This window comes from Dellaglioa carnosa (genome assembly GCF_026948345.1).
Taxonomy (GTDB): Bacteria; Bacillota; Bacilli; order Lactobacillales; family Lactobacillaceae; genus Dellaglioa; species Dellaglioa algida.
The window spans coordinates 76,360-99,320 of sequence record NZ_JANXLI010000002.1 but is presented as its reverse complement, the minus strand read 5'-3'; the positions used below and the strand labels follow the sequence as shown (position 1 = coordinate 99,320).

General features: G+C 36.6%; 23 protein-coding genes. 14 read left to right on the top strand and 9 right to left on the bottom strand.

The window, feature by feature from the left end; genetic code table 11:
- The first annotated feature begins 193 nt into the window (after nt 1-193).
- Nucleotides 194-1,204 (top strand): YdcF family protein, encoded by a 1,011-nt coding sequence (locus tag N0K80_RS03475; RefSeq protein ID WP_269023780.1) that lies wholly within the window; start codon nt 194-196, stop codon nt 1,202-1,204.
- Nucleotides 1,205-1,415: 211 nt separating this feature from the next.
- Nucleotides 1,416-1,637: a hypothetical protein gene (locus N0K80_RS03470; protein ID WP_269023779.1), complete on the top strand. Its 222-nt coding sequence runs from the start codon at nt 1,416-1,418 to the stop codon at nt 1,635-1,637.
- Here N0K80_RS03470 and N0K80_RS03465 read toward each other — a convergent pair.
- A complete protein-coding gene (locus N0K80_RS03465; protein WP_083478962.1) occupies nt 1,632-1,943 on the bottom strand; it encodes a helix-turn-helix domain-containing protein in 312 nt (103 codons plus the stop codon). The two genes, N0K80_RS03470 and N0K80_RS03465, sit on opposite strands and share 6 nt — an antisense overlap.
- A gap of 263 nt (nt 1,944-2,206) precedes the next feature.
- On the opposite strand from N0K80_RS03465, the gene N0K80_RS03460 reads away from it, so the two are divergent.
- Nucleotides 2,207-3,760 carry a zinc ribbon domain-containing protein gene (locus tag N0K80_RS03460; protein ID WP_269023778.1) on the top strand — a complete coding sequence of 518 codons (1,554 nt, stop codon included), beginning with the start codon at nt 2,207-2,209 and terminating at the stop codon, nt 3,758-3,760.
- An 18-nt stretch (nt 3,761-3,778) separates the two neighbouring features.
- A complete protein-coding gene (locus N0K80_RS03455) occupies nt 3,779-4,681 on the top strand; it encodes a zinc ribbon domain-containing protein (RefSeq protein WP_269023777.1) in 903 nt (300 codons plus the stop codon).
- Nucleotides 4,682-4,770: 89 nt separating this feature from the next.
- On the opposite strand, the gene mnmG is transcribed toward N0K80_RS03455, so the two are convergent.
- The 4 genes from mnmG to jag form a co-directional block, all read right to left on the bottom strand.
- The gene (gene mnmG / locus N0K80_RS03450; RefSeq protein ID WP_146343149.1) at nt 4,771-6,681 is read right to left on the bottom strand and encodes a tRNA uridine-5-carboxymethylaminomethyl(34) synthesis enzyme MnmG; all 1,911 of its coding nucleotides are present in this window, start codon (nt 6,679-6,681) and stop codon (nt 4,771-4,773) included.
- A gap of 24 nt (nt 6,682-6,705) precedes the next feature.
- Nucleotides 6,706-8,094 carry a tRNA uridine-5-carboxymethylaminomethyl(34) synthesis GTPase MnmE gene (gene mnmE, locus N0K80_RS03445; RefSeq protein WP_057974164.1) on the bottom strand — a complete coding sequence of 463 codons (1,389 nt, stop codon included), beginning with the start codon at nt 8,092-8,094 and terminating at the stop codon, nt 6,706-6,708.
- A gap of 194 nt (nt 8,095-8,288) precedes the next feature.
- Complete coding sequence (locus N0K80_RS03440; protein WP_057974163.1) at nt 8,289-8,741, bottom strand: MarR family winged helix-turn-helix transcriptional regulator; 453 nt, start codon at nt 8,739-8,741, stop codon at nt 8,289-8,291.
- Between the two features lie 25 nt (nt 8,742-8,766).
- On the bottom strand, nt 8,767-9,498 hold the full coding sequence (gene jag, locus N0K80_RS03435) for an RNA-binding cell elongation regulator Jag/EloR (RefSeq protein WP_112251068.1): 732 nt from the start codon (nt 9,496-9,498) through the stop codon (nt 8,767-8,769).
- A 173-nt stretch (nt 9,499-9,671) separates the two neighbouring features.
- Between jag and N0K80_RS03430 the strand changes: the two genes are divergently transcribed.
- Nucleotides 9,672-10,526 carry an aldo/keto reductase gene (locus N0K80_RS03430; protein ID WP_269023776.1) on the top strand — a complete coding sequence of 285 codons (855 nt, stop codon included), beginning with the start codon at nt 9,672-9,674 and terminating at the stop codon, nt 10,524-10,526.
- Between the two features lie 54 nt (nt 10,527-10,580).
- On the opposite strand, the gene N0K80_RS03425 is transcribed toward N0K80_RS03430, so the two are convergent.
- The 4 genes from N0K80_RS03425 to rpmH all read right to left on the bottom strand — a co-directional run bounded on the left by N0K80_RS03425 (nt 10,581) and on the right by rpmH (nt 12,264).
- Complete coding sequence (locus N0K80_RS03425; RefSeq protein ID WP_225416502.1) at nt 10,581-10,778, bottom strand: PspC domain-containing protein; 198 nt, start codon at nt 10,776-10,778, stop codon at nt 10,581-10,583.
- Nucleotides 10,779-10,863: 85 nt separating this feature from the next.
- Complete coding sequence (yidC, locus tag N0K80_RS03420) at nt 10,864-11,703, bottom strand: membrane protein insertase YidC (RefSeq protein ID WP_057974159.1); 840 nt, start codon at nt 11,701-11,703, stop codon at nt 10,864-10,866.
- Between the two features lie 22 nt (nt 11,704-11,725).
- Nucleotides 11,726-12,064, bottom strand: coding sequence for a ribonuclease P protein component (gene rnpA, locus N0K80_RS03415; RefSeq protein ID WP_057974158.1), 339 nt, complete (start codon nt 12,062-12,064; stop codon nt 11,726-11,728).
- 65 nt (nt 12,065-12,129) lie between these two features.
- The gene (gene rpmH, locus N0K80_RS03410; RefSeq protein ID WP_057974157.1) at nt 12,130-12,264 is read right to left on the bottom strand and encodes a 50S ribosomal protein L34; all 135 of its coding nucleotides are present in this window, start codon (nt 12,262-12,264) and stop codon (nt 12,130-12,132) included.
- Nucleotides 12,265-12,772: 508 nt separating this feature from the next.
- Here rpmH and dnaA point away from each other — a divergent pair.
- The 9 genes from dnaA to rpsR all read left to right on the top strand — a co-directional run bounded on the left by dnaA (nt 12,773) and on the right by rpsR (nt 22,957).
- Nucleotides 12,773-14,122, top strand: a complete 1,350-nt coding sequence (gene dnaA, locus N0K80_RS03405; protein ID WP_146343146.1) for a chromosomal replication initiator protein DnaA — start codon at nt 12,773-12,775, stop codon at nt 14,120-14,122.
- Nucleotides 14,123-14,295: 173 nt separating this feature from the next.
- A complete protein-coding gene (gene dnaN / locus N0K80_RS03400) occupies nt 14,296-15,435 on the top strand; it encodes a DNA polymerase III subunit beta (protein WP_112249499.1) in 1,140 nt (379 codons plus the stop codon).
- Between the two features lie 323 nt (nt 15,436-15,758).
- Entirely contained in the window at nt 15,759-15,986 is a 228-nt protein-coding gene (gene yaaA / locus N0K80_RS03395; protein WP_057974154.1) for a S4 domain-containing protein YaaA, read from the top strand.
- An 8-nt stretch (nt 15,987-15,994) separates the two neighbouring features.
- Nucleotides 15,995-17,128 (top strand): DNA replication/repair protein RecF, encoded by a 1,134-nt coding sequence (gene recF / locus N0K80_RS03390; protein ID WP_269023775.1) that lies wholly within the window; start codon nt 15,995-15,997, stop codon nt 17,126-17,128.
- A 19-nt stretch (nt 17,129-17,147) separates the two neighbouring features.
- Nucleotides 17,148-19,085: a DNA topoisomerase (ATP-hydrolyzing) subunit B gene (gene gyrB / locus N0K80_RS03385; RefSeq protein WP_225428600.1), complete on the top strand. Its 1,938-nt coding sequence runs from the start codon at nt 17,148-17,150 to the stop codon at nt 19,083-19,085.
- 86 nt (nt 19,086-19,171) lie between these two features.
- Entirely contained in the window at nt 19,172-21,622 is a 2,451-nt protein-coding gene (gene gyrA / locus N0K80_RS03380) for a DNA gyrase subunit A (RefSeq protein WP_407932687.1), read from the top strand.
- Nucleotides 21,623-21,818: 196 nt separating this feature from the next.
- Nucleotides 21,819-22,112 carry a 30S ribosomal protein S6 gene (rpsF, locus tag N0K80_RS03375; RefSeq protein ID WP_057974150.1) on the top strand — a complete coding sequence of 98 codons (294 nt, stop codon included), beginning with the start codon at nt 21,819-21,821 and terminating at the stop codon, nt 22,110-22,112.
- A 38-nt stretch (nt 22,113-22,150) separates the two neighbouring features.
- The gene (gene ssb / locus N0K80_RS03370; RefSeq protein ID WP_269023773.1) at nt 22,151-22,684 is read left to right on the top strand and encodes a single-stranded DNA-binding protein; all 534 of its coding nucleotides are present in this window, start codon (nt 22,151-22,153) and stop codon (nt 22,682-22,684) included.
- An 18-nt stretch (nt 22,685-22,702) separates the two neighbouring features.
- Nucleotides 22,703-22,957 carry a 30S ribosomal protein S18 gene (gene rpsR / locus N0K80_RS03365; protein ID WP_057974148.1) on the top strand — a complete coding sequence of 85 codons (255 nt, stop codon included), beginning with the start codon at nt 22,703-22,705 and terminating at the stop codon, nt 22,955-22,957.
- Nucleotides 22,958-22,961 lie beyond the last annotated feature (4 nt).

Here is a 22,961-nt window from a genome sequence, read left to right as displayed (position 1 = left end):
ATATTTTTTATCATTTGGGGAAGGATTACATACCCGTATCACTTGCCTAAATTCTTTATATTACTTAATAAATTCGGCAATATTTAAAATGTTAAAATAATTTATATTTTTCTCATACTAAGGGGACGTTCCAGTTCTTTACCTATAAATAATGTGCTAAACTTGAGATATTCTTTCATTTGGAGGGTAATTTATGAGCTATTTAATTCTGTTATTACCATTTTTAATACTATTATCTTGGTACATTAGTTTTCATACCGAACCGCGTCGATTACTCAATGGATTTTTATTCAACGCGTTTCTTATTTCTTTAATGGGGGCTCTTGCTGGTATCTCTAATAGTTTTGTAGAAACAGTCGCACTTATTGTTATCACTGTTGGCGTATTGGGCGTGTTCTTGATATCCATTAGTACTATTCCTTTTCTTTTAATTAATGCGCGCATGGTCTTTAAACGGGAAAGTCACTCATTAGCCAATATGTTGGGTTTAATACTCGCTATTGTGCTTATTGTCCAATGGTTCACAAAATCCTTAGTTCCAACGTGGCCTTGGTACGTTCAAATCCCATTTGCTTTCGCTTCATGGCTTGGTATTTATTTTATGTTAGCCTTTTTAAATTTTTTATCCGCCAGCATCTTATATAACCTTCGTCGTCCTAAATATAATCAAAACTATATTATTGTTTTAGGCGCGGGGTTACTTAATGGGCATAAGGTTAGTAGATTGCTTTCCAATCGAATCCAACGCGCCATCAAATTTGCGGATAAACAGGTTTCACTGGGTGGAAAACGGCCAATCCTTGTTTTTTCAGGTGGTCAAGGTCATGATGAAGCCACTTCAGAGGCACTCGCAATGCAAAAATGGGCGATTGAAAATGGATATCCCGAAGCGTCTACATTATTAGAAGATAAATCGACAACTACCTTTGAAAACATGCTCTTTTCAAAAAAAATAATTGATCTTGATAATGGAGGGACTAATATTTTATTCAGTTCCAATAACTACCATATATTCCGCGCAGGACTGTTCGCACGGATGGTTGGTGTCAACGCTCAAGGCATCGGCGGTAAAACAGCTTGGTATTTTTTACCTAACGCTTTTTTACGTGAATTTATTGCCATATTAATGCTTAACAAGACCCGACACGTTGTTGTTATTTTACTTCTTCTCCTAGTTTCTATTACCCAACAGCTTTTAAATTAACCTTAGCATGACTCAGGTATTTTCTTATAAATACCTTATTGACAAGACTGGGTATTATATGTCTTGTTGACAAAATTGCTGACTATCGTTAAAATTAATTTTTTGCAAGCGTCAGTCATATTAAATTACATAATTTTGTTGTAATCTAAGCATTAGCTAATAAAAGCTAATGCTTTTTTTATATCATTTTTTTACAAGGGAGATTTTATTTATGAATGGGATAGATTTACACGATAACTTGAAGGTATTACAGGATTTAAAATTTTTAATCTATGATCTGAGTAATCATCGGATTGATTTTCACAATTTTGATATTTTAACTCTGGACTTACCTACCAAGCAAATTGATTTAGCGGGAACTTATCAATTACAAAAAAAAGACCACACTATTGAAGAAATAGCATGGTCTATCATTAATGATAATCAATTATAACCGAATAACTTTGAGCAATAATTCAGCAGTTGCTTCACGTTTGTCTTCTGGTAATGAAGCAAGATAGTTAATTAAATCCAGTGTCGCAACACCTTTTAAATTTTGATTAGTAAAAAAATCGGCTAGTGTCATGTTCAGAGCTTCAGCAATATCTGATAATTTTTTCATCTTAATATTGTCTAATCTCCCTCGTTCTATCAAGGAGATTAAACTAACAGAGGATTTTGACTTTTCAGCCAACTGCTCAATGGTCATATTTAATAATTTTCGTTTGGCACGAATTAAAATTCCTATTTTCTTAAGCATATTAAACTCCTAAGCAGAAACGTTATCTCTTTATGGTAAAGGATTTAAAATCATTCAAACAGACTACAAGTTATTCGTTTTTTAAAAATACATGTATACAATAACTTGTATCGTTGGTAAAATAAGTTAAGTTTCAATTAAGTTTCAGATTCTATTTATTGATTTTAGCCATTAAATCTGGTTTAAAGAGGGTGTCTTACGGGGGTACATAGGTAACACAGTATTACGAAATAGCTTCAAATAATAATTAAAAAGGGGAACTAATGATCAAAAAAGAATATATCTATCATGCTCCTTTAGATGATACAGCTGGCGGATCAGCGCAAAAATTTTGCCCTAATTGTGGGTCTAAAGTGCCCCAAGGTGCTAATTTTTGTCCTAACTGTAACTTCGATTTACGGGTGAGTCCTGTTACACCGCAACAACCAAACTCTGTCACTCCGGCGCAAAGTAAAGCGCCTGTTCAACAAGAAATGCCAGTTGAACAAACACGAACAACGGCTCCAAAAAAACCAATTTCAGGTAAGACTAAATTTATCAGAATTTTAATTGGTATTCTTGTCCTTGTTATTGCAGGCGGTTACTACGTTGGCACTAAATATTACTCAAAAGACAATCAAATTAATCGTATTACTGATTCTCTTAAAGATAATAAAAATATGGAGAGCTATTTTTCGACGTCAGATACGTCATTCAAAATTACTGATTCAAACATGAAACCCGCATCCGACGCTTGGCACAGTGCGAGCTCACTTAAATACTTTAAAACTGGTCTAACAGATAATAAGGATACTTCAACCTATTTCCGTTTAAAAGAAAATGGTAAACATTGGTTGCTATTCCCTAAATATACGGCCGACTTTTCAACCGCTTCCGTTAAACTATCAACGAATAGTTCCGGTGCCGACATTAAGTTAAACGGGAAAAAAGTTGCAACAGCAACCTCCGATGACTACAACAAAACAATCTCGGGATTAGTTCCCGGAAGCTATACACTAGAATCCGTTGGCTCCATTGATGGTACCAAATTAACTAATAAATCAACCCAATTTATCGGTGGTTCAACTTCTAAAGTGAACCTAGATTTAAGCACAATTACTTTTAGAATTAAAAGTATTGCAAACGCCGATATTTTTGTTAACTCAAAAAAGGTCGGTACAACCAGTGATTCTGGATCTGCCACAATTGGCCCCATTGCTTCTTCTGGGAATAACCTTTTACAACTTAAAGAAAAGGTTGGCAACAACACACTTGTTACAAGTAAATACCAAATTTCAGGTAATGATGACGATAATAACGTGACTTTAGATAACACTGATGAAAATGGTTCTCAGGATAATTCTGATAGTAACCTATTCACTATTGCCTTCCCAGATATGTTATCGACGGATGATGCCCAGAGCTACATGGACAAATTATTTACCCATATCGATAATTATACTTCAGAGGGTGACGATTCTGATGAGTATTCAAATGAAAGTTACGGTTCAATTGATAGCTTCTTCGTTGATGGTAAAAGTAATGAAGATGCTAAAAAATGGGTCAAAATTGCTATGGGATACCATGATAATCACTTACTTACAGGCGTCGATTACGAAGCTAAAGTAAAAACGGTAACGCCTACAGCTAAAAATAAATTTAACGTGACTTACGATGTTACTTATACTTTCCATATTACCGATGATGACGATAAGAGCTCAACTAAGACACAAGTTTTCGAATTTACTGCTAAAACTAATTATTCTAACAACGATGATTTCTTAATTGATTCAATTTCACCAGGTAAACAAATTAGCGAAAAAATCGAAGACAACTAACCTTTGGAGGAAATAATAATGAAAACATGTCCTAACTGCGGTTCTCAACAACCAGAAAACGTCAAATTTTGTACAAACTGTGGATTCGCCTTTCCGGCTGAACCAGGCAGAGCACCCGTTCAAGAAGCAATCAAAACACAACCACAAAATGAACAAGAACCAACTAAGTTCCAACAACAATACGCAGAACCACAAGAAACAAAGAGCCAAAACGAAAACGTTGAACAAGCTAAATCATTTGCAAAGAACTACTGGTTTTACTTCTTAAATGCTGTAAAACACCCAACTATTTTAGAAAATGGTCATAAATATTTTGGCTTCACCACAATTATCTTATTTGCACTATTCAATGACCTTTTTGTAAAATTATTAATGAACAGTGTTGCAAGATCAGTTACTTCAGCTGTAGACTCTACGAAGTCATTCCTTAGTGCCTTTGGTGAATCAACGACGACAGGTAGCAGCAGTGATGCCGTGAGTGCAGGACAAGCAACGCTTGAGAGCGGTCTTTACGCAAAATTATTTTTCTTAACGTTAATCGTCTTCGCCATTTACGTATTAATCGGTTTCTTTGTTCGAAACGTCGTATTAGGTGATAAAACTGATACACTAATGTCATTCACAAACCGTTTTACGCATTACTTAATGGTTAATCTTGGACTATCCGTTATCAGCATGGTTTTAATGTTGTCTGGTATGAAAGGTGCTGCCGTTTTCATTTACTTCTTAATGGCGCTTATCATGAGTGTTGCATTCATCCTAGCAATTGTGATTGATACAAATCCTGTCAAAATTGATCGTCTTTACGGTGTCGTAATTGGTCAACTTCTATTAGCATTTGTGGTCTTCGTTATTATGACCGTATTTGCCGTTAGCTTGGCTTCAAACCTAACTTCAATCATGCACGCAGCTGGACTGTAAAATTATTATACACATAATATAAAATAAAAAGGTGTCAATTAAGTATGAAAAACATACTTAATTGACACCTTTTTTACATCCCCGTAATACTAACTGTTAACCTTAGCAATTTTACCCTGTTCAATATAAACAGCGAGAATTGATAAGTCAGCGGGATTAACACCACTAATACGACTAGCTTGTGCCAACGTTTCGGGTTGGATTTTAATGAATTTTTGACGAGCTTCCGTCGCAATTCCTTCAATTGAATCGTAATCAATATTCGTTGGAATCTTTTTAGCTTCCATACGTTTTAATTTCGCAACTTTTTCTTGCGCTTTTTTGATGTAGCCTTCGTATTTAAATTGAATTTCAACCTGTTCAATAATTCGATGATCCAATTCATGATCAGGACCCGGCATAAATTTCGCAACATCCGCATAAGTTACTTCGGGGCGACGTAAGAATTCGTTAGCCAACACACCATCTTTCAAAGCAGCACTTTCATGTTCAGCTAGGAAAGCATTCACATCATCAGTTGGTTTAATACGAAATGCTTGTAATCGAGCTTTTTCTGCTTCTATTTCTGCTTTTTTAGCTTCAAAAATAGCCAAACGGTCTTCAGAAATTAATCCAATATCATACCCTTTTTCAGTTAAACGTAAGTCGGCATTATCATGACGTAAAATTAAGCGATATTCAGCACGAGACGTCAATAAACGATAAGGTTCATTTGTTCCCTTTGTTACTAAATCATCGATCATAACGCCAATATAAGCATCACTACGGTTCAACGTAAAATCTTCGCGACCAAGAGCACGTAATCCGGCGTTAATTCCCGCTATTAAACCCTGTCCAGCAGCTTCTTCATATCCAGAAGTTCCGTTAGTTTGACCAGCAGTATATAAGTTCTTCACTAATTTTGTTTCAAGTGTTGGACGTAATTGGTAAGGTGCCACAACATCATATTCAATTGCATATCCAGGACGCATCAATTCGGCATTTTCTAAGCCCTTAATTGAATGAATGATCTCTTGTTGAACTTCTTCTGGCATTGACGTAGAAAGCCCCTGAACGTAGAATTCGTCTGTTGAACGACCTTCTGGTTCCAAAAAGAGTTGGTGACGAGGTTTATCCGAGAAACGTACAATTTTATCTTCAATTGATGGACAGTAACGTGGTCCCACACCTTTAATAATCCCTGAGAACATTGGTGCCCGATCAAGATTAGCATTAATAATTTCATGTGTTTTCAAGTTAGTGTAAGTTAACCAACAAGAGAGTTGGTTTTTAACATCAATGTAGTCTTCATCAGGTGTTTCAAAACTAAAGTGGTTAGGTTCGATATCACCAGGTTGTTCATCAGTTACACTGTAGTCAATGGTATTACCATCGACACGAGGCGGTGTTCCTGTTTTGAAACGTTCTAAATCAAAACCAAGTGCTTCAAGATTTTCAGAAAGTTTAATAGCAGGTTGAGAATTATTAGGACCTGATGAATAACTTAATTCACCAATAATAATTTTACCTCGAGCAGCCGTCCCAACCGTTAAAACAACACTTTTAGAACGGTATTTTGCGCCAGTATTTGTTACGACACCACGGCATTCGCCATCTTCAACAATTAAGCTGTCGACTGTTCCTTGACGTAACGTTAAATTTTCTTCTTTTTCCATCGTATGTTTCATTTCACTGGAATAAAGATGCTTATCAGCTTGTGCCCGTAACGCTCTAACAGCTGGGCCTTTACCAGTATTCAACATCCGCATTTGGACGTAAGTTTTATCGATATTCCGTCCCATTTCGCCACCTAAGGCGTCAATTTCGCGGACAACAATTCCTTTAGCCGGACCACCAATTGAGGGGTTACATGGCATAAATGCGACCATGTCTAAGCTAATTGTAATAAGTAATGTTTTGTTACCCATTCGCGCAGCGGCAAGTGCAGCTTCTGAACCAGCATGCCCGGCACCAACAACGATGACGTCGTACTCCGAACCATTATAAGTTTTAAAATCCATTTATATTCTCCTATTTGTTAATCATTATTTGCCTAAACAGAATTGACTAAATAATTCCGTGAGTAATTCATCCTTGTAACTATCACCGGTGACTTCACCAAGTAGTTCCCAACTTCTGGTCATATCAATTTGCACTAAATCGATTGGCATCCCTGCAGCAATTCCCGTTATAACATCATCTAAAGACGTTTCAGCTTGGTTTAACAACCCAATATGGCGAGAATTTGTAATCATAACAGTTGTTTGACTGTTTTCAATACCACCAAAGAATAAGTTAGCAATCTTTTCTTCAAGCTGCTTCATTCCCTCATGTTTTAAGACAGAAATTGAAATGATCTCAGCCGGATCAACCATGCTTTCTAACTCTTTACGATCTAAATTCTCAGGTAAATCAGTTTTATTCAAAATAACAATTCGTTTATCATTTTGCGTTAATTTAATGAGCTGCTTATCTTCAGCAGATAAAGGTTCGTTGCTATTTAAGACAAGCATGACTAAATCAGCTTGAACAATGGCTTCTTTAGAACGTTCAACCCCAATTTTTTCAACTTTATCCTCTGTATCACGAATACCGGCCGTATCCACTAACTTTAAAGGCACACCCATCACATTAACGTATTCTTCAATGACATCACGCGTTGTTCCGGCAACATCGGTTACAATGGCTTTATCCTCGTGTAATAGGTGATTCAAAAGACTTGATTTACCCACATTAGGACGCCCGATAATAGCCGTAGCTAATCCTTCTCTTAACACTTTACCTTGTTGCGCAGTTTTTAGTAATTCTTGAACATATTGCTTAACATCTTGCGCTTTTTCAAGTAATAATTTAGTCGTCATTTCTTCGCCAGCATCGTACTCTGGATAATCAATATTAACTTCAACTAACGCTAAAACATCCACGATATCTTTACGTAAATTACGAATTAAACGTGATAAATTTCCGTCTAACTGATTCAAAGCAACTTTCATCGAGCGATCCGTTTTAGCGCGGATTAAGTCCATGACAGCCTCAGCTTGAGATAAATCAATTCGACCATTTAAGAAGGCCCGTTTTGTAAATTCTCCGGGTTCAGCCAGTCTAGCGCCGTTACTTAATAGTAGCTGTAAAATTTGGTTCGTTGGCACAATCCCACCATGACAGTTAATTTCAATCACATCTTCACGGGTAAATGTTTTAGGCGCTAGCATAACGGAAACCATTACTTCATCAACTTCTTCATCCGTTTTAGGATTTAAAATATGACCATAATTAATGGTATGACTATCAACATTCGCTAAATTTTTCCCTTTAAACACGTTGTTAGCAATTTGGACAGCGTCTTCCCCACTTAATCGAACAATCGAGATAGCACCTTCACCAGGTGGTGTTGAAATAGCGGCAATTGTATCAAATTCTGTTAGTTCTGGCATGTCTTTAAATACTCCCTTCGATTTTGAATTATTACTCGGGTAACCTTATTTTCTAAATTTTTTCAAACAAAAAAAGGGCCCACTCCACGCCTTAAAAAAGACGTGGATAAAGCACCTTCACTACTTTATCTAATATTAAGTTCAATGCCAATAATATACTTTTTTTACCGACATTTGTCAATAAGTCTGTTTAACTAGTCGCGATTAACTCGATTTTCTAATTTACTAGTAATCATTTTTAATTCGTTAACGTAACCAAGATATTCTTCCTCAGTCATATCAAATGAAGCAAAACAATTAGACATTTGTTTAATAATCTTGGTCTTACTCTTCTTTGCTTTTTCAGTTAACGACACGTTCACGCGACGTTCATCTTCTGGATCTCTCGTTCGTTCAACCCACTCGTCTTTTTCCATTCGTTTTAAAAGAGGCGTTAGGGTTCCGTTATCTAAGTGTAACTTTGCACCTAGTTCTTTCACCATCACTGGAGATTTTTCCCATAGTGAGAGCAAAGTAATATATTGTGGATACGTCAAACTGAATTCCTTCAGTGATTCCGTATAAAACTTATTATAATCTTTTTGTGCCGTGTAAATTGAGAAGCAAAGTTCATCTTCTAACTTGTTAGGATTATGATTTAAGGTCATGTGGGGGACTTCCTTCCATTATTGACTAATGTGTTTTCTTCTTTGGTGCAACCACGACTGAACGTTTAGGCTCAGTTCCAATAGAGGTTGTTTTAATACGACTGTTCCGTGCTAGATAGAAATGAATTTGTTTACGTTCATTCGCTGGCATAGGATCTAATTGAATTGTTTCACCCGTTCTGATGACGTCTTTAGCAACCTTAATTGCGAGGCGTTCAATAGTTTCCTCGCGGCGTTTACGATAGCCCCCGACGTCTAATATGACATTCATTCGACTAACCGCTTTTTGATTCATATTAACCTGGGCTAAGTACTGTAGTGCATTTAAACTTTTACCATGTTTACCAATTAATAAGCCTTGTTTACTCGTATTAAAGTCATATGTAACTTGACGACGTTCAAATTGAACGTTAATTTCCGTATCAATTCCCATTAATTCAGTAATATCGGCTAAGTAATAACCAACGTCATGAACTGCCTTTTCATTAAGCTGACTTCTAGCAGCTTTTTCTTCTGCAGTAAGTGGTTTTGACACAACATTTTCTTCTTTTTTCTCATCAACGGTTTTTTTACTTGTTGATTTTTTTGTTACTATTTTTTCAATTAATTCAACTTCTGCTTTTTGACGACCAAAAAATAAAAATCCAGACTTACCTTCATTGATTATTTTGATCTCAACCTGCGATTTTTCAAGCTTTAATGTAGCCAAACCGTTAGTTACAGCCTGATCAACATTTTTTCCAGTAAATATGGGCATGTTCATCCTCCAAGTATAGTTATCATCATTGTATTATAGCACTAAATGAGTCTTCACCTAAACCCTTTTTCAGAACCATTTTTTTGAAAAGGTCTTTCATTTGACAAGGTCTATAGGACCCGGGCTATAATGGAACACATAAAGTAAGTAAAAATAATTGGAGGTTCAATTCTATGAATAAATTAACGGATACATATGAATTATCAAATGGCGTTCAAATCCCAGTTGTTGGTTTTGGAACATGGCAAACACCCAGCGGTGATGTCGCTAAAGCATCTGTAAAATCAGCCCTAGCTGCAGGTTACAGACATTTAGATACCGCAGAAATGTACCATAACGAAAGCAGTGTTGGTGAAGGAATTGCTGAAAGTGGCATTGCCCGCGAAGATATCTTCTTAACAAGTAAGTTAGCTAATACAGAACATACGTATGATCAAGCACAAGCTGCTTTTGCTCAAACGTTAAAAGATTTAGACGTTGATTATCTTGATTTATTCTTGATTCATTGGCCAAATCCTGCCGCTTACCGTGAAGATAATTGGGAGAACCATCTTCAAGAAACATGGCGTGCATTTGAAGACCTTTATAATGAAGGTAAGATCAAAGCAATCGGCGTTTCTAACTTCCGCCCTCGTCATTTTAAAGTTTTAGAAGAAACACAAACAATTATGCCTATGATTAATCAAATTAGATTAGCTCCTGGTGACACTAATAAAGAAACGATTGATTACGCTCATGACCATAATATTCAATTAGAGGCATACAGCCCCTTAGGTACAGGTGCCATTTTTGCAGAACCAACAATGGTTGAAATTGCTGAACGTGTTGGCCGTACTGTAGCGCAAGTTACCTTACGTTGGTCACTACAAAATGGTTTCTTACCACTTCCAAAATCTGTGCATGCTGATCGAATTGAAGAAAATACTCATTTATTCGATTTCGAATTATCAGATGAAGATATGGCGAAGATTAACGCGCTTGAAGGCGTCGTTGGTTATGCTCAAGATCCAGATACAGCAACTTTCTAAATTGTTTCACGTGAAACAAATGCGCAACCAGACGTTCTGGTTGCGCATTTTTATTTATCTATATTTTGAAGGTGCTTCAGGCATAATTATGGCGCAAAGAATGTACACAATAATACCAGGAAACGCGACACTCATGACGCTTAAAATAATATAACCTATTCTTGTCAACGTAGGGTCCCAGTTAAAGTATTCGGCAATTCCACCGACAACCCCAGCAATAACCTTATTATTAGATTTTGTTAATTTTTTCATCTTTAACATCCCCTTTCCTACTTCTTTCCTTAATTATAGCCAAAATAAAAAGCCAATTCCACTAAACGGGATTGGCTTCATTTTACTATTTTTTATTACGGCCCTTATAGGCTTTCTTTTTAGCTTTTTGAATAGCTTGCGCTTTTTCTTTTTCAAGACGAACTTTTTCTTCGCGTTCACGTGTGATCTTGAACGGATTATTGATTAATAATGTTTGTCCAACTGAGAATGCGTTAGTGATAACCCAGTATAATGATAAAGCAGACGGTAAATTAATAGCCGTAACAAGAATCATGATAGGTGTTCCATAAACCATGATTGTTGACATTGAATTTGCCTCTGGTTGCGCCATAACGCCCAATTTAGAAACAAAGTAAGTTAAGATTGCGGCCAAGATAGGTAAGATGAAGTATGGATCCTTGTCTCCAAGTTGTAACCACAAAAATTCACCAGTTTTCAAAACATTGGTTCTTAAGATAGCTTGGTAAAGAGCCAATAAGATTGGCATTTGTACCAACAATGGTAAACACCCAGCAATTGGATTAATACCCGCTTCTGCGTACAATTTTTGTTGTTCTTCACGTAATTTTTGAACCGTGGCAGCGTCTTTACCAGAATGCTTAGCTTGAAGTGCCTTTAATTGAGGTTGTACTTCAGCCGTTTTGCGCATACTTTTTGTTTGATAAATCATTAATGGTAATAAAATAACTCTAATGATTATGGTAAAGACAATAATACCAACACCATAGTTCCCACCGAATAAGTTTGATAGGAAGATAATTGCTCTAGAGAAACTAAGAATAATCCCGCCATCCCAGATACCTGTACTATTTTCCGTTATTGGTGTTGTGCTACATCCCGCTAGGACTAACATTAACCCTAACATACTGAATAGGACTAAAAATCGCTTACTCTTCTTTTTCACAAGAATACCCTCGCTCACTTTATTAGTCTAAAATTTTGGCTATTTTCAAGACGTGTGTTAATTGCTTTTTTGATTCTTCTTGCGATAACCAGGCAACTGATGGTCTAGCGATCACTAAGAAATCACAATCTTGTTTAAGATCTGGTTTCAATTCTAATAGCGATTGACGAATACGACGCTTAACCCAATTACGGGCAACCGCATTCCCAATACGTTTTCCAACTGAAATACCGACCCTAAAATGAACCTGTCCTGGTTTTTCCATCATATAAATAACATATTTCCGGTTTGCACAAGACTGACCCTTTTTAAAGACGGTTTGAAACTCTGCTTCTTTTTTAACGCGATATGATTTTCTCATGTGATATCTCCAGTTAAATAGGTACTCGTATCTTTGTAATAAAAAAAACCACTGAAATCAGTGGTCTATGCAGACAATACTTTTCTACCTTTACGGCGTCTACGTGCTAAGACGTTACGTCCGCCTTTTGTGCTCATGCGTTTACGGAAACCATGTACGCGTTCACGGTGACGTTTTTTAGGTTGGTATGTTCTTTTCATAATTTAGGCACCTCCTTAAATACTTAATGTTTCAACTAATCGGTATCTTATAAAATAAGACACCAGTGACGTCAATTTCACTTACCGGAATATAATACCATACTTCTTTCTTCTATGAAAGAAATTTATTAAAATTCACTGTAAATTAGTTATCCACATTTTTAAGATGATTATTTTTTTGCTGTGGATGACTTGTGAAACACATCTTGCGTTCCACAGTTCGGGTCACAGGCTTTTTCACAATGAACACCCTGTTAACAAGTTATACACACCCTTAACTAAAAATTGTTAACAACTAGTATAAACGCTGTTAACATAACACTTGTATTCACTCTACTTTTGTGGATAACCTTCTCATTTTGAGCCAACTTTCACTTTTACTCCCACCCTGTGGAAAACTTATTAATACCCCTGTTATTCTTTTTTACACAATTTTTTAAACCTGTGGAAAACTCTGCCTTAAAATGCTAAACTAAAGTTACGATTTATTTAAACAAGGAGGCTTTTTGTGCTTACTCTCGAAAATTTATGGACTTCGCTGACAGATTATTTCAAGACGCAACTTAATCCTGTTAGTTACGAAACTTGGATTTCATCAGCTGAACCAAAGCAATTTATTAATAACGATCTTATTATCGAACTACCCTCCCAACTGCACAAAACATATTGGATACAACACTTAGCTCCAAAAGTTGTTGCTTTTCTTTATGAAACAACGGGTGAAGAGATCAATCCCGTTTTACAGATAAAGGGTGAAATCACTGCTAGCGCACAAACGAAAATGTCTCTAGCAAATACCGCGCAATCAAATAACGACAACGTTCCTACCTTTATGCGTGACGCTAAGTTAAACGATCGCTACACCTTTAGTACTTTTGTTACTGGTAAAGGCAACCAGATGGCACATGCTGCTGCTTTAGTTGTTTCTGAGGAACCAGGTCGTCTGTATAATCCACTATTCTTCTATGGTGGTGTTGGTTTAGGTAAGACCCATTTGATGCACGCCATTGGTCATCAAATGTTGCTGAATAACCCTGATGCTAAAGTGAAGTACGTTACCAGTGAGGCTTTCACAAATGGCTTTATAAATTCACTTCGAAATAATACACCGGAAGATTTCCGGAAGGAATATCGAAGCGTTGATCTTCTATTAGTAGATGATATTCAATTTTTTGCTGACAAAGAATCAACTCAAGAAGAATTTTTCCATACGTTTAATTCATTATATGATGATAAAAAACAAATTGTTTTATCATCCGATCGCTTACCAAATGAAATTCCGAAACTGCAAAAACGTCTAATTTCTCGCTTTAAATGGGGACTTTCGGTTGATATCACACCGCCCGATTTAGAAACTCGAATTGCTATTTTAAGAAACAAGTCTGATGCCGAAAACCTTGAGATACCGGATGATACCTTAAGTTATATCGCCGGTCAGATTGATTCAAATATTCGTGAACTTGAAGGTGCGCTTGTAAGGGTTCAAGCTTATGCGACCTTATCAAATTCAGAAATTACAACTAGCCTAGCCGCTGATGCCCTTAAAAACTTGAGTTTAAAGGACAAATCAAACGAGGTTTCAATTGCCATCGTTCAAGATCGCGTTGCCAAATATTTCCATGTAACCGTAAGCGACTTAAAAGGTAAGAAACGGGTCAAAGCGATTGTTATGCCTCGCCAGATTGCCATGTATTTAAGCCGTGAACTAACTGAAAATTCTTTACCAAAAATTGGATCTGAATTTGGTGGTAAGGATCACACGACCGTTATCCATGCTCACGAAAAAATTGCCGTAATGTTGGAAACAGATGACAAATTACAACGTCAAATTTCGGATCTTAAGAGTGAACTTAACTAATCTATTTTGTGGATGACTGTGGATAAAACAGTTTATTTACTCACAGGTTATCCACATGTGGATGCTTTTATTCATACGGTCCCAACCTATTTCTTAACATGATTAACAGGCCCTACTACTGCTTCTATTCTTTTATTACTTAATTAATAACTAAACTCACCGGAGGTTTCACTATGGAATTTACAATTAATCGATCAGCTTTTATTAAACAATTAACAGATGTTCAAAGAGCCATTTCTTCAAAAACAACGATTCCTATATTGACGGGTATTAAAGTCGTTTTAACTGCTTCTGGATTACTTCTAACAGGAAGCGATGCCGATGTTTCAATCGAAACTTTTTTATCTGTCGAAGATGAATCTAATAATTTAACGATTGAATCAACTGGCGAAATTGTATTACCCGCTCGTTTTTTCAGTGAAATTGTTAAAAAATTACCACAAGATACATTTTCATTAACGGTAACTGATGGTTACCAAACTGAAATCACTTCAGGATCAGCTTCTTTTAATATTAATGGATTAGATGCTAATAATTATCCTCATTTACCAGAAATTGATACAGATGATAATTTAATCTTCTCTGGTTCAATTTTAAAACAGATTATTAGTCAAACCGTTATCGCAGTTTCAAACCAAGAAAGTCGTCCTATTTTGACGGGTGTCCATTTTGTAATCGAAAATGGTGAATTTTTAGCTGTGGCAACGGATAGTCATCGATTAAGCCAACGTAAAATTACATTAGAAGGCGCTAATGATGCTAAGTATGATGTTATTATTCCAGGGAAGTCATTGGTTGAATTATCACGAATGATTGATGATTCAAATCCAGATATTGAAATGCGCATCTCGGAAAACCAAGTACTCTTTATTCTTGGTAACACTTCATTCTATTCGCGTTTATTAGAAGGTAATTATCCCGATACAAGTCGTTTAATTCCTAATGAATCTGCTACAGGTATTGAATTTAGCGCGCCAAAACTGTTATCAGCAATTGAACGTGCTTCATTGTTATCACATGAGAGTCGTAATAATGTTGTTAAACTTGCGATTAACGCTGCAGAACAAAAAGTTGTTATTTATAGTAATTCACCTGATGTTGGTAATGTTGAAGAAGCATTGGAGTTCAGTAACTTATCAGGAAATGATCTCGAAATTTCATTTAATCCAGATTATATGAAAGACGCATTGCGTTCATTTGGCCAAACTGAGATTAAAGTTGCCTTCACGCAACCATTGAGACCTTTTACTTTGGTACCAACTGAAGATACAACACAATTTATTCAATTAATTACACCCGTTCGTACATTCTAATTGTCCGTTAGATAGCGGTAATTTATGAAAATAGAGTGAAAAGTCGTTTTATTTAACGATTTTTCACTCTATTTTTTTGTCAATTAAACCTTAAACCTAAAAATTGATAGAAATAGCGTTTAGAGTTTGGTTTTACTAAAAAAAAAGAACTGATAGCGGATTTTAGTCAATTAATTAAAAATACGGCCTTTTTAGCATTTTGAGAGTAAAAGGACTAAATAAAAATTAAATCGCTTAAATCGCCTTAAAATGAGATGTCAAATTGTAATTTTGCATAAAAAAAGGTATAATGAAAAAAGAAGAAAATGGAGGTTGACGACGATTTGAAATCAGATATTTATTTAGAAACACCTTATATGATGTTGCAACAGGTCTTAAAATCAGAAACAATTATTAATTCTGGTGGCGAAGCAAAATGGTTTTTACGTGAGAATGAAGTGCTTGTAAACGGCGAATTAGAAGATCGACGTGGACGTAAGTTATATCCCGGGGATGTCATTGAAGTACCAGGCATTGCAATTATTACGATGCATTCAATGGACGAAAAGTAGGCTTATCCATGTATTTAGAAAGTCTGACCTTGAGGGATTATCGTAACTATGAAGACTTAAATGTCTCATTTTCTCCAGCAATCAATATTTTACTTGGTGAAAATGCTCAAGGTAAAACCAATTTGTTGGAAGCCATCTATGTACTATCAATGACTCGGAGTCATCGAACGAACAATGACAAAGAGTTAATTAAATGGGATAAGACGGCGGCAATCATTCAGGGTCGAGTGAATAAACAATTAGGCGCCGTTCCACTTGAAATTCAAGTTAATTCTAAGGGAAAAAAAGCTAAAGTTAATCACCTTGAGCAGGCTAAATTATCACAATACATTGGTCAGTTCAATGTGATTTTGTTTGCACCAGAGGATTTAGCCCTTGTCAAAGGGGCACCAGCGGTTAGAAGACGCTTCGTTGATATGGAATTCGGTCAAATTAATGCCCGATACTTGTATAATTTAGGCCAGTATCGAACAATTTTGAAACAACGCAATCAATATTTGAAACAGCTGCAACATAAAAAAAATCAAGATTTAGTTTTTTTAGATGTACTATCTGATCAATTAGCCGCTTTTGGCGCCGAGATCGTGCATCAACGATTGATATTTTTGAAACAACTTGAATTTTGGGCTAACCAATTGCAAGAAGAAATTACACAATCAGCTGAAACCTTAACGTTTGAGTACGCAACTCATTTAGAGGATGCCGCAGATCAGACGATTGAGCAATTATATGCGCAACTCCAAAACGATTTAAAAAAAGCAACGAAAAAAGAAATATTTCAAGGGACAACCTTAGCTGGACCACATCGTGATGATGTGCGTTTTTTGATTAATGGCAAAAATGTCCAGACTTATGGATCGCAAGGGCAACAAAGAACAACTGCATTATCGGTTAAATTAGCCGAAATTGAATTAATGAAAGAAGAAACGGGTGAATACCCGGTCCTTCTTTTGGATGATGTGTTGTCTGAATTGGATGACATGCGCCAAACTCACCTTTTAAAAACAATTCAAAATAAGGTTCAAACGTTTTTAACAACGCCTAATCTCAGCGGTATTGCCAGAACGTTAATTAATGAGCCAAAGATTTTTCATATTAATCAAGGTAATTTACTCGAAGAGGAGGAACACACAGTTGACTGATCAAGAAAAACAGGCTGAAATAGCTGAAGAATTACATGAAGAAAAAGCAAAAGAATACGATGCGAGTCAAATTCAAGTTTTAGAAGGACTTGAAGCTGTTAGAAAACGTCCCGGTATGTATATCGGAACGACGGCCTCACAAGGTCTTCATCACTTGGTTTGGGAAATTATTGATAATGGTATTGATGAGGCATTAGCTGGTTTCGCTGATGAAATTAATGTCGTTGTTGAAAAAGATAATAGTATTACGGTTCGCGATAATGGCCGTGGTATTCCCGTAGATATTCAAGAAAAAACGGGTCGTCCAGCACTTGAAACCGTCTTCACAATCTTACATGCCGGTGGTAAATTCGGCGGTGGCGGATATAAAGTTTCCGGTGGACTTCATGGTGTTGGTGCCTCAGTTGTTAATGCATTGTCAACTGAATTGGATGTTCAAGTAATCCGTGAGGGAAAGATTTACGGTATGGCCTTTGCTCGTGGTAAAGTCACGAAGGAAATGTCTGTTGTTGGTGAAGCACCTGAGAATGAACATGCAACAATTGTTCATTTTGTGCCAGATCCTGATATTTTCACGGAAACAACCGTTTACGATATTAAAATCTTAACAACACGAATTCGTGAATTAGCATTTTTGAATAAGGGACTTAAAATTACGATTGATGATAAACGTGATGGTGGACCTGGATTACAAGAATTCCATTATGCCGGCGGTATTAAGCATTATGTTGAATTTTTAAATAAAAATAAAGATGTCATTTTCCCTGAACCTATTTATGTTGAAGGTGAACAAAAAGGGATTATTGTAGAAGTCGCTTTACAATATACTGACGATTATCATAGTAATTTATTAACTTTTACAAATAATATTCATACTTATGAAGGTGGAACGCATGAGTCTGGGTTTAAGACAGCCTTAACCCGGGTTATAAATGATTATGCCCGTAAAAATAACCTGATGAAGGAAAATGATGCGAACCTTTCTGGTGAAGATGTCCGCGAAGGACTAACGGCCGTTGTCAGCATCAAGCATCCTGATCCTCAATTTGAAGGTCAAACAAAAACAAAATTAGGAAATTCCGATGCACGTTCGGTGACTGATCGAACTTTCTCTGAACATTTTACTAAGTTCTTAATGGAAAATCCTAAGGAAGCTAAGATCATTGTTGAAAAGGGCTTATTAGCTGCTCGAGCTCGCGTTGCCGCTAAGCATGCTCGTGAAGTAACTCGTAAAAAGAGTGGACTTGAAATTAGTAATTTACCTGGTAAATTGGCTGATAATACAAGTAAAGATCCCGCAATTAGCGAATTATTCATCGTTGAGGGTGATTCAGCCGGTGGTTCTGCTAAACAGGGTCGAGCTCGTTTAACGCAAGCTATCTTACCCATCCGTGGTAAGATTTTAAACGTTGAAAAGGCAAGTTTAGATAAGATTTTGGCTAATGAAGAAATTCGGTCATTATTTACAGCCATGGGTACGGGATTTGGTGGCGAATTTAATGTCGAAAAGGCGAACTACCACAAATTAATTATCATGACAGATGCCGATGTCGATGGTGCGCATATTAGAACATTATTGTTAACGCTGTTCTACCGTTATATGCGTCCACTTGTTGAAGCTGGATTTGTGTACATCGCGCAACCACCTTTATACCAAATTCGTCAGGGTAAAATGATTCGTTATGTTGATACTGAAGAAGAATTAGAAGAAATTCAGGGTCAATTATCACCAACACCAAAACCTGTTATTCAACGATACAAAGGTCTTGGAGAAATGGATGCTTCTCAACTATGGGAAACAACAATGGATCCAGATGCACGTCGTTTATTGCGTGTTAACGTTGAAGATGCAATTGAAGCCAATGATGTCTTTAATATGTTAATGGGCGATCGTGTAGAACCTAGACGTGAATTTATTGAAAATAATGCTACTTATGTAGAAAACTTAGATATTTAACAATTTAGTCGTAAAGGAGGTCGAGTATTTTGGCAGAAGAACTACCAACTACAAGCCGGATAACAGATGTTAATCTTTCCGGAGAAATGAAAAAATCGTTCTTGGATTACGCTATGAGTGTTATTGTTGCCCGTGCGCTTCCCGATGTTCGTGATGGGTTGAAACCTGTTCATCGTCGTATTCTATATGGTATGAGTGAACTGGGTATCACGCCTGATAAACCATACAAAAAATCAGCTAGAATCGTTGGGGATGTTATGGGTAAGTATCATCCTCATGGTGACTCATCGATTTATGAAGCGATGGTTCGTATGGCTCAAGATTTTAGTTATCGTTATATGTTGGTTGATGGTCATGGTAACTTTGGTTCTGTCGATGGTGATGGCGCCGCTGCTATGCGTTATACCGAAGCTAGAATGAGTAAGATTGCCGTTGAAATGATGCGTGATATCAATAAAGATACGATTGATTTCATGGATAATTACGATGGTAGTGAACATGAACCAGTTGTTTTACCTGCGCGTTTTCCTAATTTACTAGTCAATGGTGCTACGGGTATTGCCGTTGGTATGACAACGAATATTCCACCACATAATTTGTCAGAAGTTATTTCTGGATTACATATCTTAATGGATAATCCTGATGCAACTGTGGCTGATTTAATGGAAGCTATTCCCGGACCTGATTTTCCTACTGGAGCAACCGTTTTAGGTAAATCTGGTATTCGTAAAGCTTATGAAACAGGTAAAGGCACAATTACAATTCGCTCAAAAGTTGAAATTGAAGAACAAAAAAATGGTAAGGAACGTATTATCGTTGATGAATTACCATACATGGTCAACAAGGCACGTTTAATTGAACGAATTGCTGACTTAGCTCGTGATAAAAAAATTGAAGGCATTACTGATATTAATGATGAATCCGATCGTGAAGGATTACGAATTGTGATTGATATTCGTCGTGATATGAGCGCCTCAGTTGTGTTGAATAACCTTTATAAATTAACGTTATTACAAACATCATTTAGTTTTAACATGTTGGCAATTGTTAATGGTATTCCTAAAGTCTTGAGTTTAAAGGAAATGCTTGTTTATTACCTTGAACATCAAGAAAAAGTTATCCGTCGTCGTACGCAATTTGAATTGAAAAAGGCTCGTGCCCGTGCACATATCCTTGAAGGATTACGAATTGCGCTTGATCACATTGATGAAATTATCAGAATTATTCGTAGTTCAAATACGGGTGAGCTTGCTAAGAATCAATTGATGGGCAACTATGGATTATCAGATAAACAAGCCCAAGCTATCTTAGATATGCGTTTGGTGCGTTTAACTGGCTTGGAACGTGAAAAAATTGAAGAAGAATATCAAAACTTAATGGCCTCAATTGCCGATTTTGAAGATATCTTGGCCAATGATTCTCGAATTCATGACATTATCTATCAAGAATTGTTAGATTTACAAGCCAAATTTGGCGATGAACGTCGTACTGAGCTATTAATTGGCGAGGTGTTAAATCTTGAAGATGAAGATTTGATTGAAGAAGAAGAAGTGATGATTACATTGACGCATAATGGTTATGTTAAACGACTTCCAACGGATGAGTTTAAGGCACAAAACCGTGGCGGACGTGGCGTTCAAGGGATGGGTGTTCACGATGATGACTTTATTGAACATCTCGTGTCGACATCAACGCATGATACGTTACTCTTCTTTACCAATGCTGGTAAAGTCTACCGTATGAAGGGATATGAAATTCCTGAATATGGTCGTACAGCTAAGGGGATTCCCGTTATTAATCTATTAGGGGTTAATTCTGGTGAAAAAATCCAAGCCGTTATTAACGTAAGCAAACAAGAAAATGATGAACGTTATCTTTTCTTTACAACGCTTAACGGAACGGTTAAACGGACACCGGTTTCGGAATTCTCTAACATTAGAAATAATGGGCTAAAAGCGATTAAATTGCATGACGAAGATGAATTAATCAACGTTGCAATTACGGATGGCACGCAGAATATGATTATTGGAACGCATCTAGGGTATGCTGTATCATTTGCTGAGAATGATGTTCGTTCAATGGGTCGTTCTGCTTCTGGTGTTCGTGGTATTCGTTTAAGAGAAGGCGATTACGTTGTTGGCGCTGATTTATTAGCTGCTGATAGTCACGTCTTTATTATTTCTGAAAAAGGATATGGTAAACAAACACCTGCTTCTGCTTACGCAATTAAAGGGCGTGGTGGAAAAGGGATTAAGACAGCCAATATATCTGAAAAGAATGGACCAATTGCTGGATTAGAAACCGTTCAAGGTGATGAAGATATTATGTTAATCACTGATCAAGGCGTTATGATTCGCTTTAATGTGAAAAATGTCTCGAAAACGGGTCGCGCTACTTTAGGGGTTCATTTAATTCGAATTGATGAAAATGCTAAAGTTGCAACAATGGCCAAAGTAGAGGCCGCTCCTGAAGAAACAACAGTCGTTTTGGATGAAGATGTGCCAAATGTCGAAGCCGAAACAATTGATCCAGAATAAAAATTTTTAAAAATTAAAATAAAATCCTAATTAACCGCGTACTTAATCAGTGTGTAGTTAATTAGGATTTTCTTGCTTTAAGCGAATGGCAGTGATATAATTTTAGTTCGTAAGTGTCTATGGCATTAAATAGATAACTTTCCTTGTTCTTACCACGAGGTAAGGACCTAAAGTCCATAAGGAGGTGTAAACAGTCATGAGTAAATATGAAATTACTTATATCATCCGTACCGATCTTGATGAAGCAGCTAAGGCAGCTTTAATCGAACGTTTCGATGGTATCTTAACAAGTAATGGTGCAGAAATCGTTACTTCAAAAGACTGGTCAAAACGTCGTCTTGCATACGAAATCAGCGGTTATAATGAAGGTATCTACCATATCATTAATGCTACAGCCAACGATGATATCGCAATTAACGAATTTGATCGTCTTTCAAAGATCAACGAAGGAATTTTGCGTCATATGATCATTAACAGAGATGAAAAATAATTCATTTTTAATAAAATAACAGGGAGGAGCAATACATTATGATTAATAGAACAGTACTTGTCGGACGTTTAACAAGAGACCCTGATTTACGCTACACAGCTAGTGGTGCTGCAGTTGCAACTTTTACAGTTGCGGTTAATCGACAATTCACGAACGCTTCTGGCGAACGTGAAGCCGATTTTATCAGCTGTGTTATCTGGCGAAAAGCAGCCGAGAATTTTGCTAACTTTACGCATAAAGGTTCTTTAATTGGTGTCGATGGACGTATTCAAACACGTTCATATGATAATCAACAAGGAACCCGCGTTTACGTTACTGAAGTTGTCGTAGAAAACTTTTCGTTGCTTGAATCAAAATCTCAATCAAGCCAACAACAAGATAACGCTAATAATCAAAGCAGCGCTCCTCAATCAAGTTCATCTTCATCATCAAATAACAATGCTAACCCGTTCGGTGGCGCAAGTTCGAATAATAATTCAAACACAACGCAAACAAACGATTCAGCAGCGGTTGATCCATTTGCAAATAATGGCCAACAAATTGATATTTCTGATGACGATCTACCATTCTAATTAGAGGAGGAAACTCACATGGCACAACAACAACAACGTAGAGGTGGTGGCGGTGGCGCACGTCGTCGTCGTAAAGTCGACTTCATCGCAGCTAACCACATCGATTACATCGATTACAAAGATACAGACTTGTTAAAACGTTTCATTTCAGAACGTGGTAAGATTTTACCTCGTCGTGTTACGGGAACAAGCGCTAAAAACCAACGCAGTTTAACAATTGCAATCAAACGCTCACGTATTATGGGCTTATTACCATTCGTTTCAGAAGAATAGTAAT

Excerpts from the sequence above, each read along its gene's own strand:
- jag (WP_112251068.1), bottom strand. The coding sequence starts at position 9,498 with ATGCCCATATTTACTGGAAAAAATGTTGATCAGGCTGTAACTAACGGT.
- N0K80_RS03455 (WP_269023777.1), top strand. The coding sequence starts at position 3,779 with ATGAAAACATGTCCTAACTGCGGTTCTCAACAACCAGAAAACGTCAAA.
- N0K80_RS03460 (WP_269023778.1), top strand. The coding sequence starts at position 2,207 with ATGATCAAAAAAGAATATATCTATCATGCTCCTTTAGATGATACAGCT.
- mnmG (WP_146343149.1), bottom strand. The coding sequence starts at position 6,681 with ATGGATTTTAAAACTTATAATGGTTCGGAGTACGACGTCATCGTTGTT.
- N0K80_RS03470 (WP_269023779.1), top strand. The coding sequence starts at position 1,416 with ATGAATGGGATAGATTTACACGATAACTTGAAGGTATTACAGGATTTA.
- N0K80_RS03465 (WP_083478962.1), bottom strand. The coding sequence starts at position 1,943 with ATGCTTAAGAAAATAGGAATTTTAATTCGTGCCAAACGAAAATTATTA.
- N0K80_RS03430 (WP_269023776.1), top strand. The coding sequence starts at position 9,672 with ATGAATAAATTAACGGATACATATGAATTATCAAATGGCGTTCAAATC.
- rnpA (WP_057974158.1), bottom strand. The coding sequence starts at position 12,064 with ATGAGAAAATCATATCGCGTTAAAAAAGAAGCAGAGTTTCAAACCGTC.
- ssb (WP_269023773.1), top strand. The coding sequence starts at position 22,151 with ATGATTAATAGAACAGTACTTGTCGGACGTTTAACAAGAGACCCTGAT.
- N0K80_RS03475 (WP_269023780.1), top strand. The coding sequence starts at position 194 with ATGAGCTATTTAATTCTGTTATTACCATTTTTAATACTATTATCTTGG.
- gyrA (WP_407932687.1), top strand. The coding sequence starts at position 19,172 with ATGAAAAAATCGTTCTTGGATTACGCTATGAGTGTTATTGTTGCCCGT.
- rpsR (WP_057974148.1), top strand. The coding sequence starts at position 22,703 with ATGGCACAACAACAACAACGTAGAGGTGGTGGCGGTGGCGCACGTCGT.
- N0K80_RS03440 (WP_057974163.1), bottom strand. The coding sequence starts at position 8,741 with ATGACCTTAAATCATAATCCTAACAAGTTAGAAGATGAACTTTGCTTC.
- recF (WP_269023775.1), top strand. The coding sequence starts at position 15,995 with ATGTATTTAGAAAGTCTGACCTTGAGGGATTATCGTAACTATGAAGAC.
- dnaN (WP_112249499.1), top strand. The coding sequence starts at position 14,296 with ATGGAATTTACAATTAATCGATCAGCTTTTATTAAACAATTAACAGAT.
- rpsF (WP_057974150.1), top strand. The coding sequence starts at position 21,819 with ATGAGTAAATATGAAATTACTTATATCATCCGTACCGATCTTGATGAA.
- rpmH (WP_057974157.1), bottom strand. The coding sequence starts at position 12,264 with ATGAAAAGAACATACCAACCTAAAAAACGTCACCGTGAACGCGTACAT.
- N0K80_RS03425 (WP_225416502.1), bottom strand. The coding sequence starts at position 10,778 with ATGAAAAAATTAACAAAATCTAATAATAAGGTTATTGCTGGGGTTGTC.
- mnmE (WP_057974164.1), bottom strand. The coding sequence starts at position 8,094 with ATGCCAGAACTAACAGAATTTGATACAATTGCCGCTATTTCAACACCA.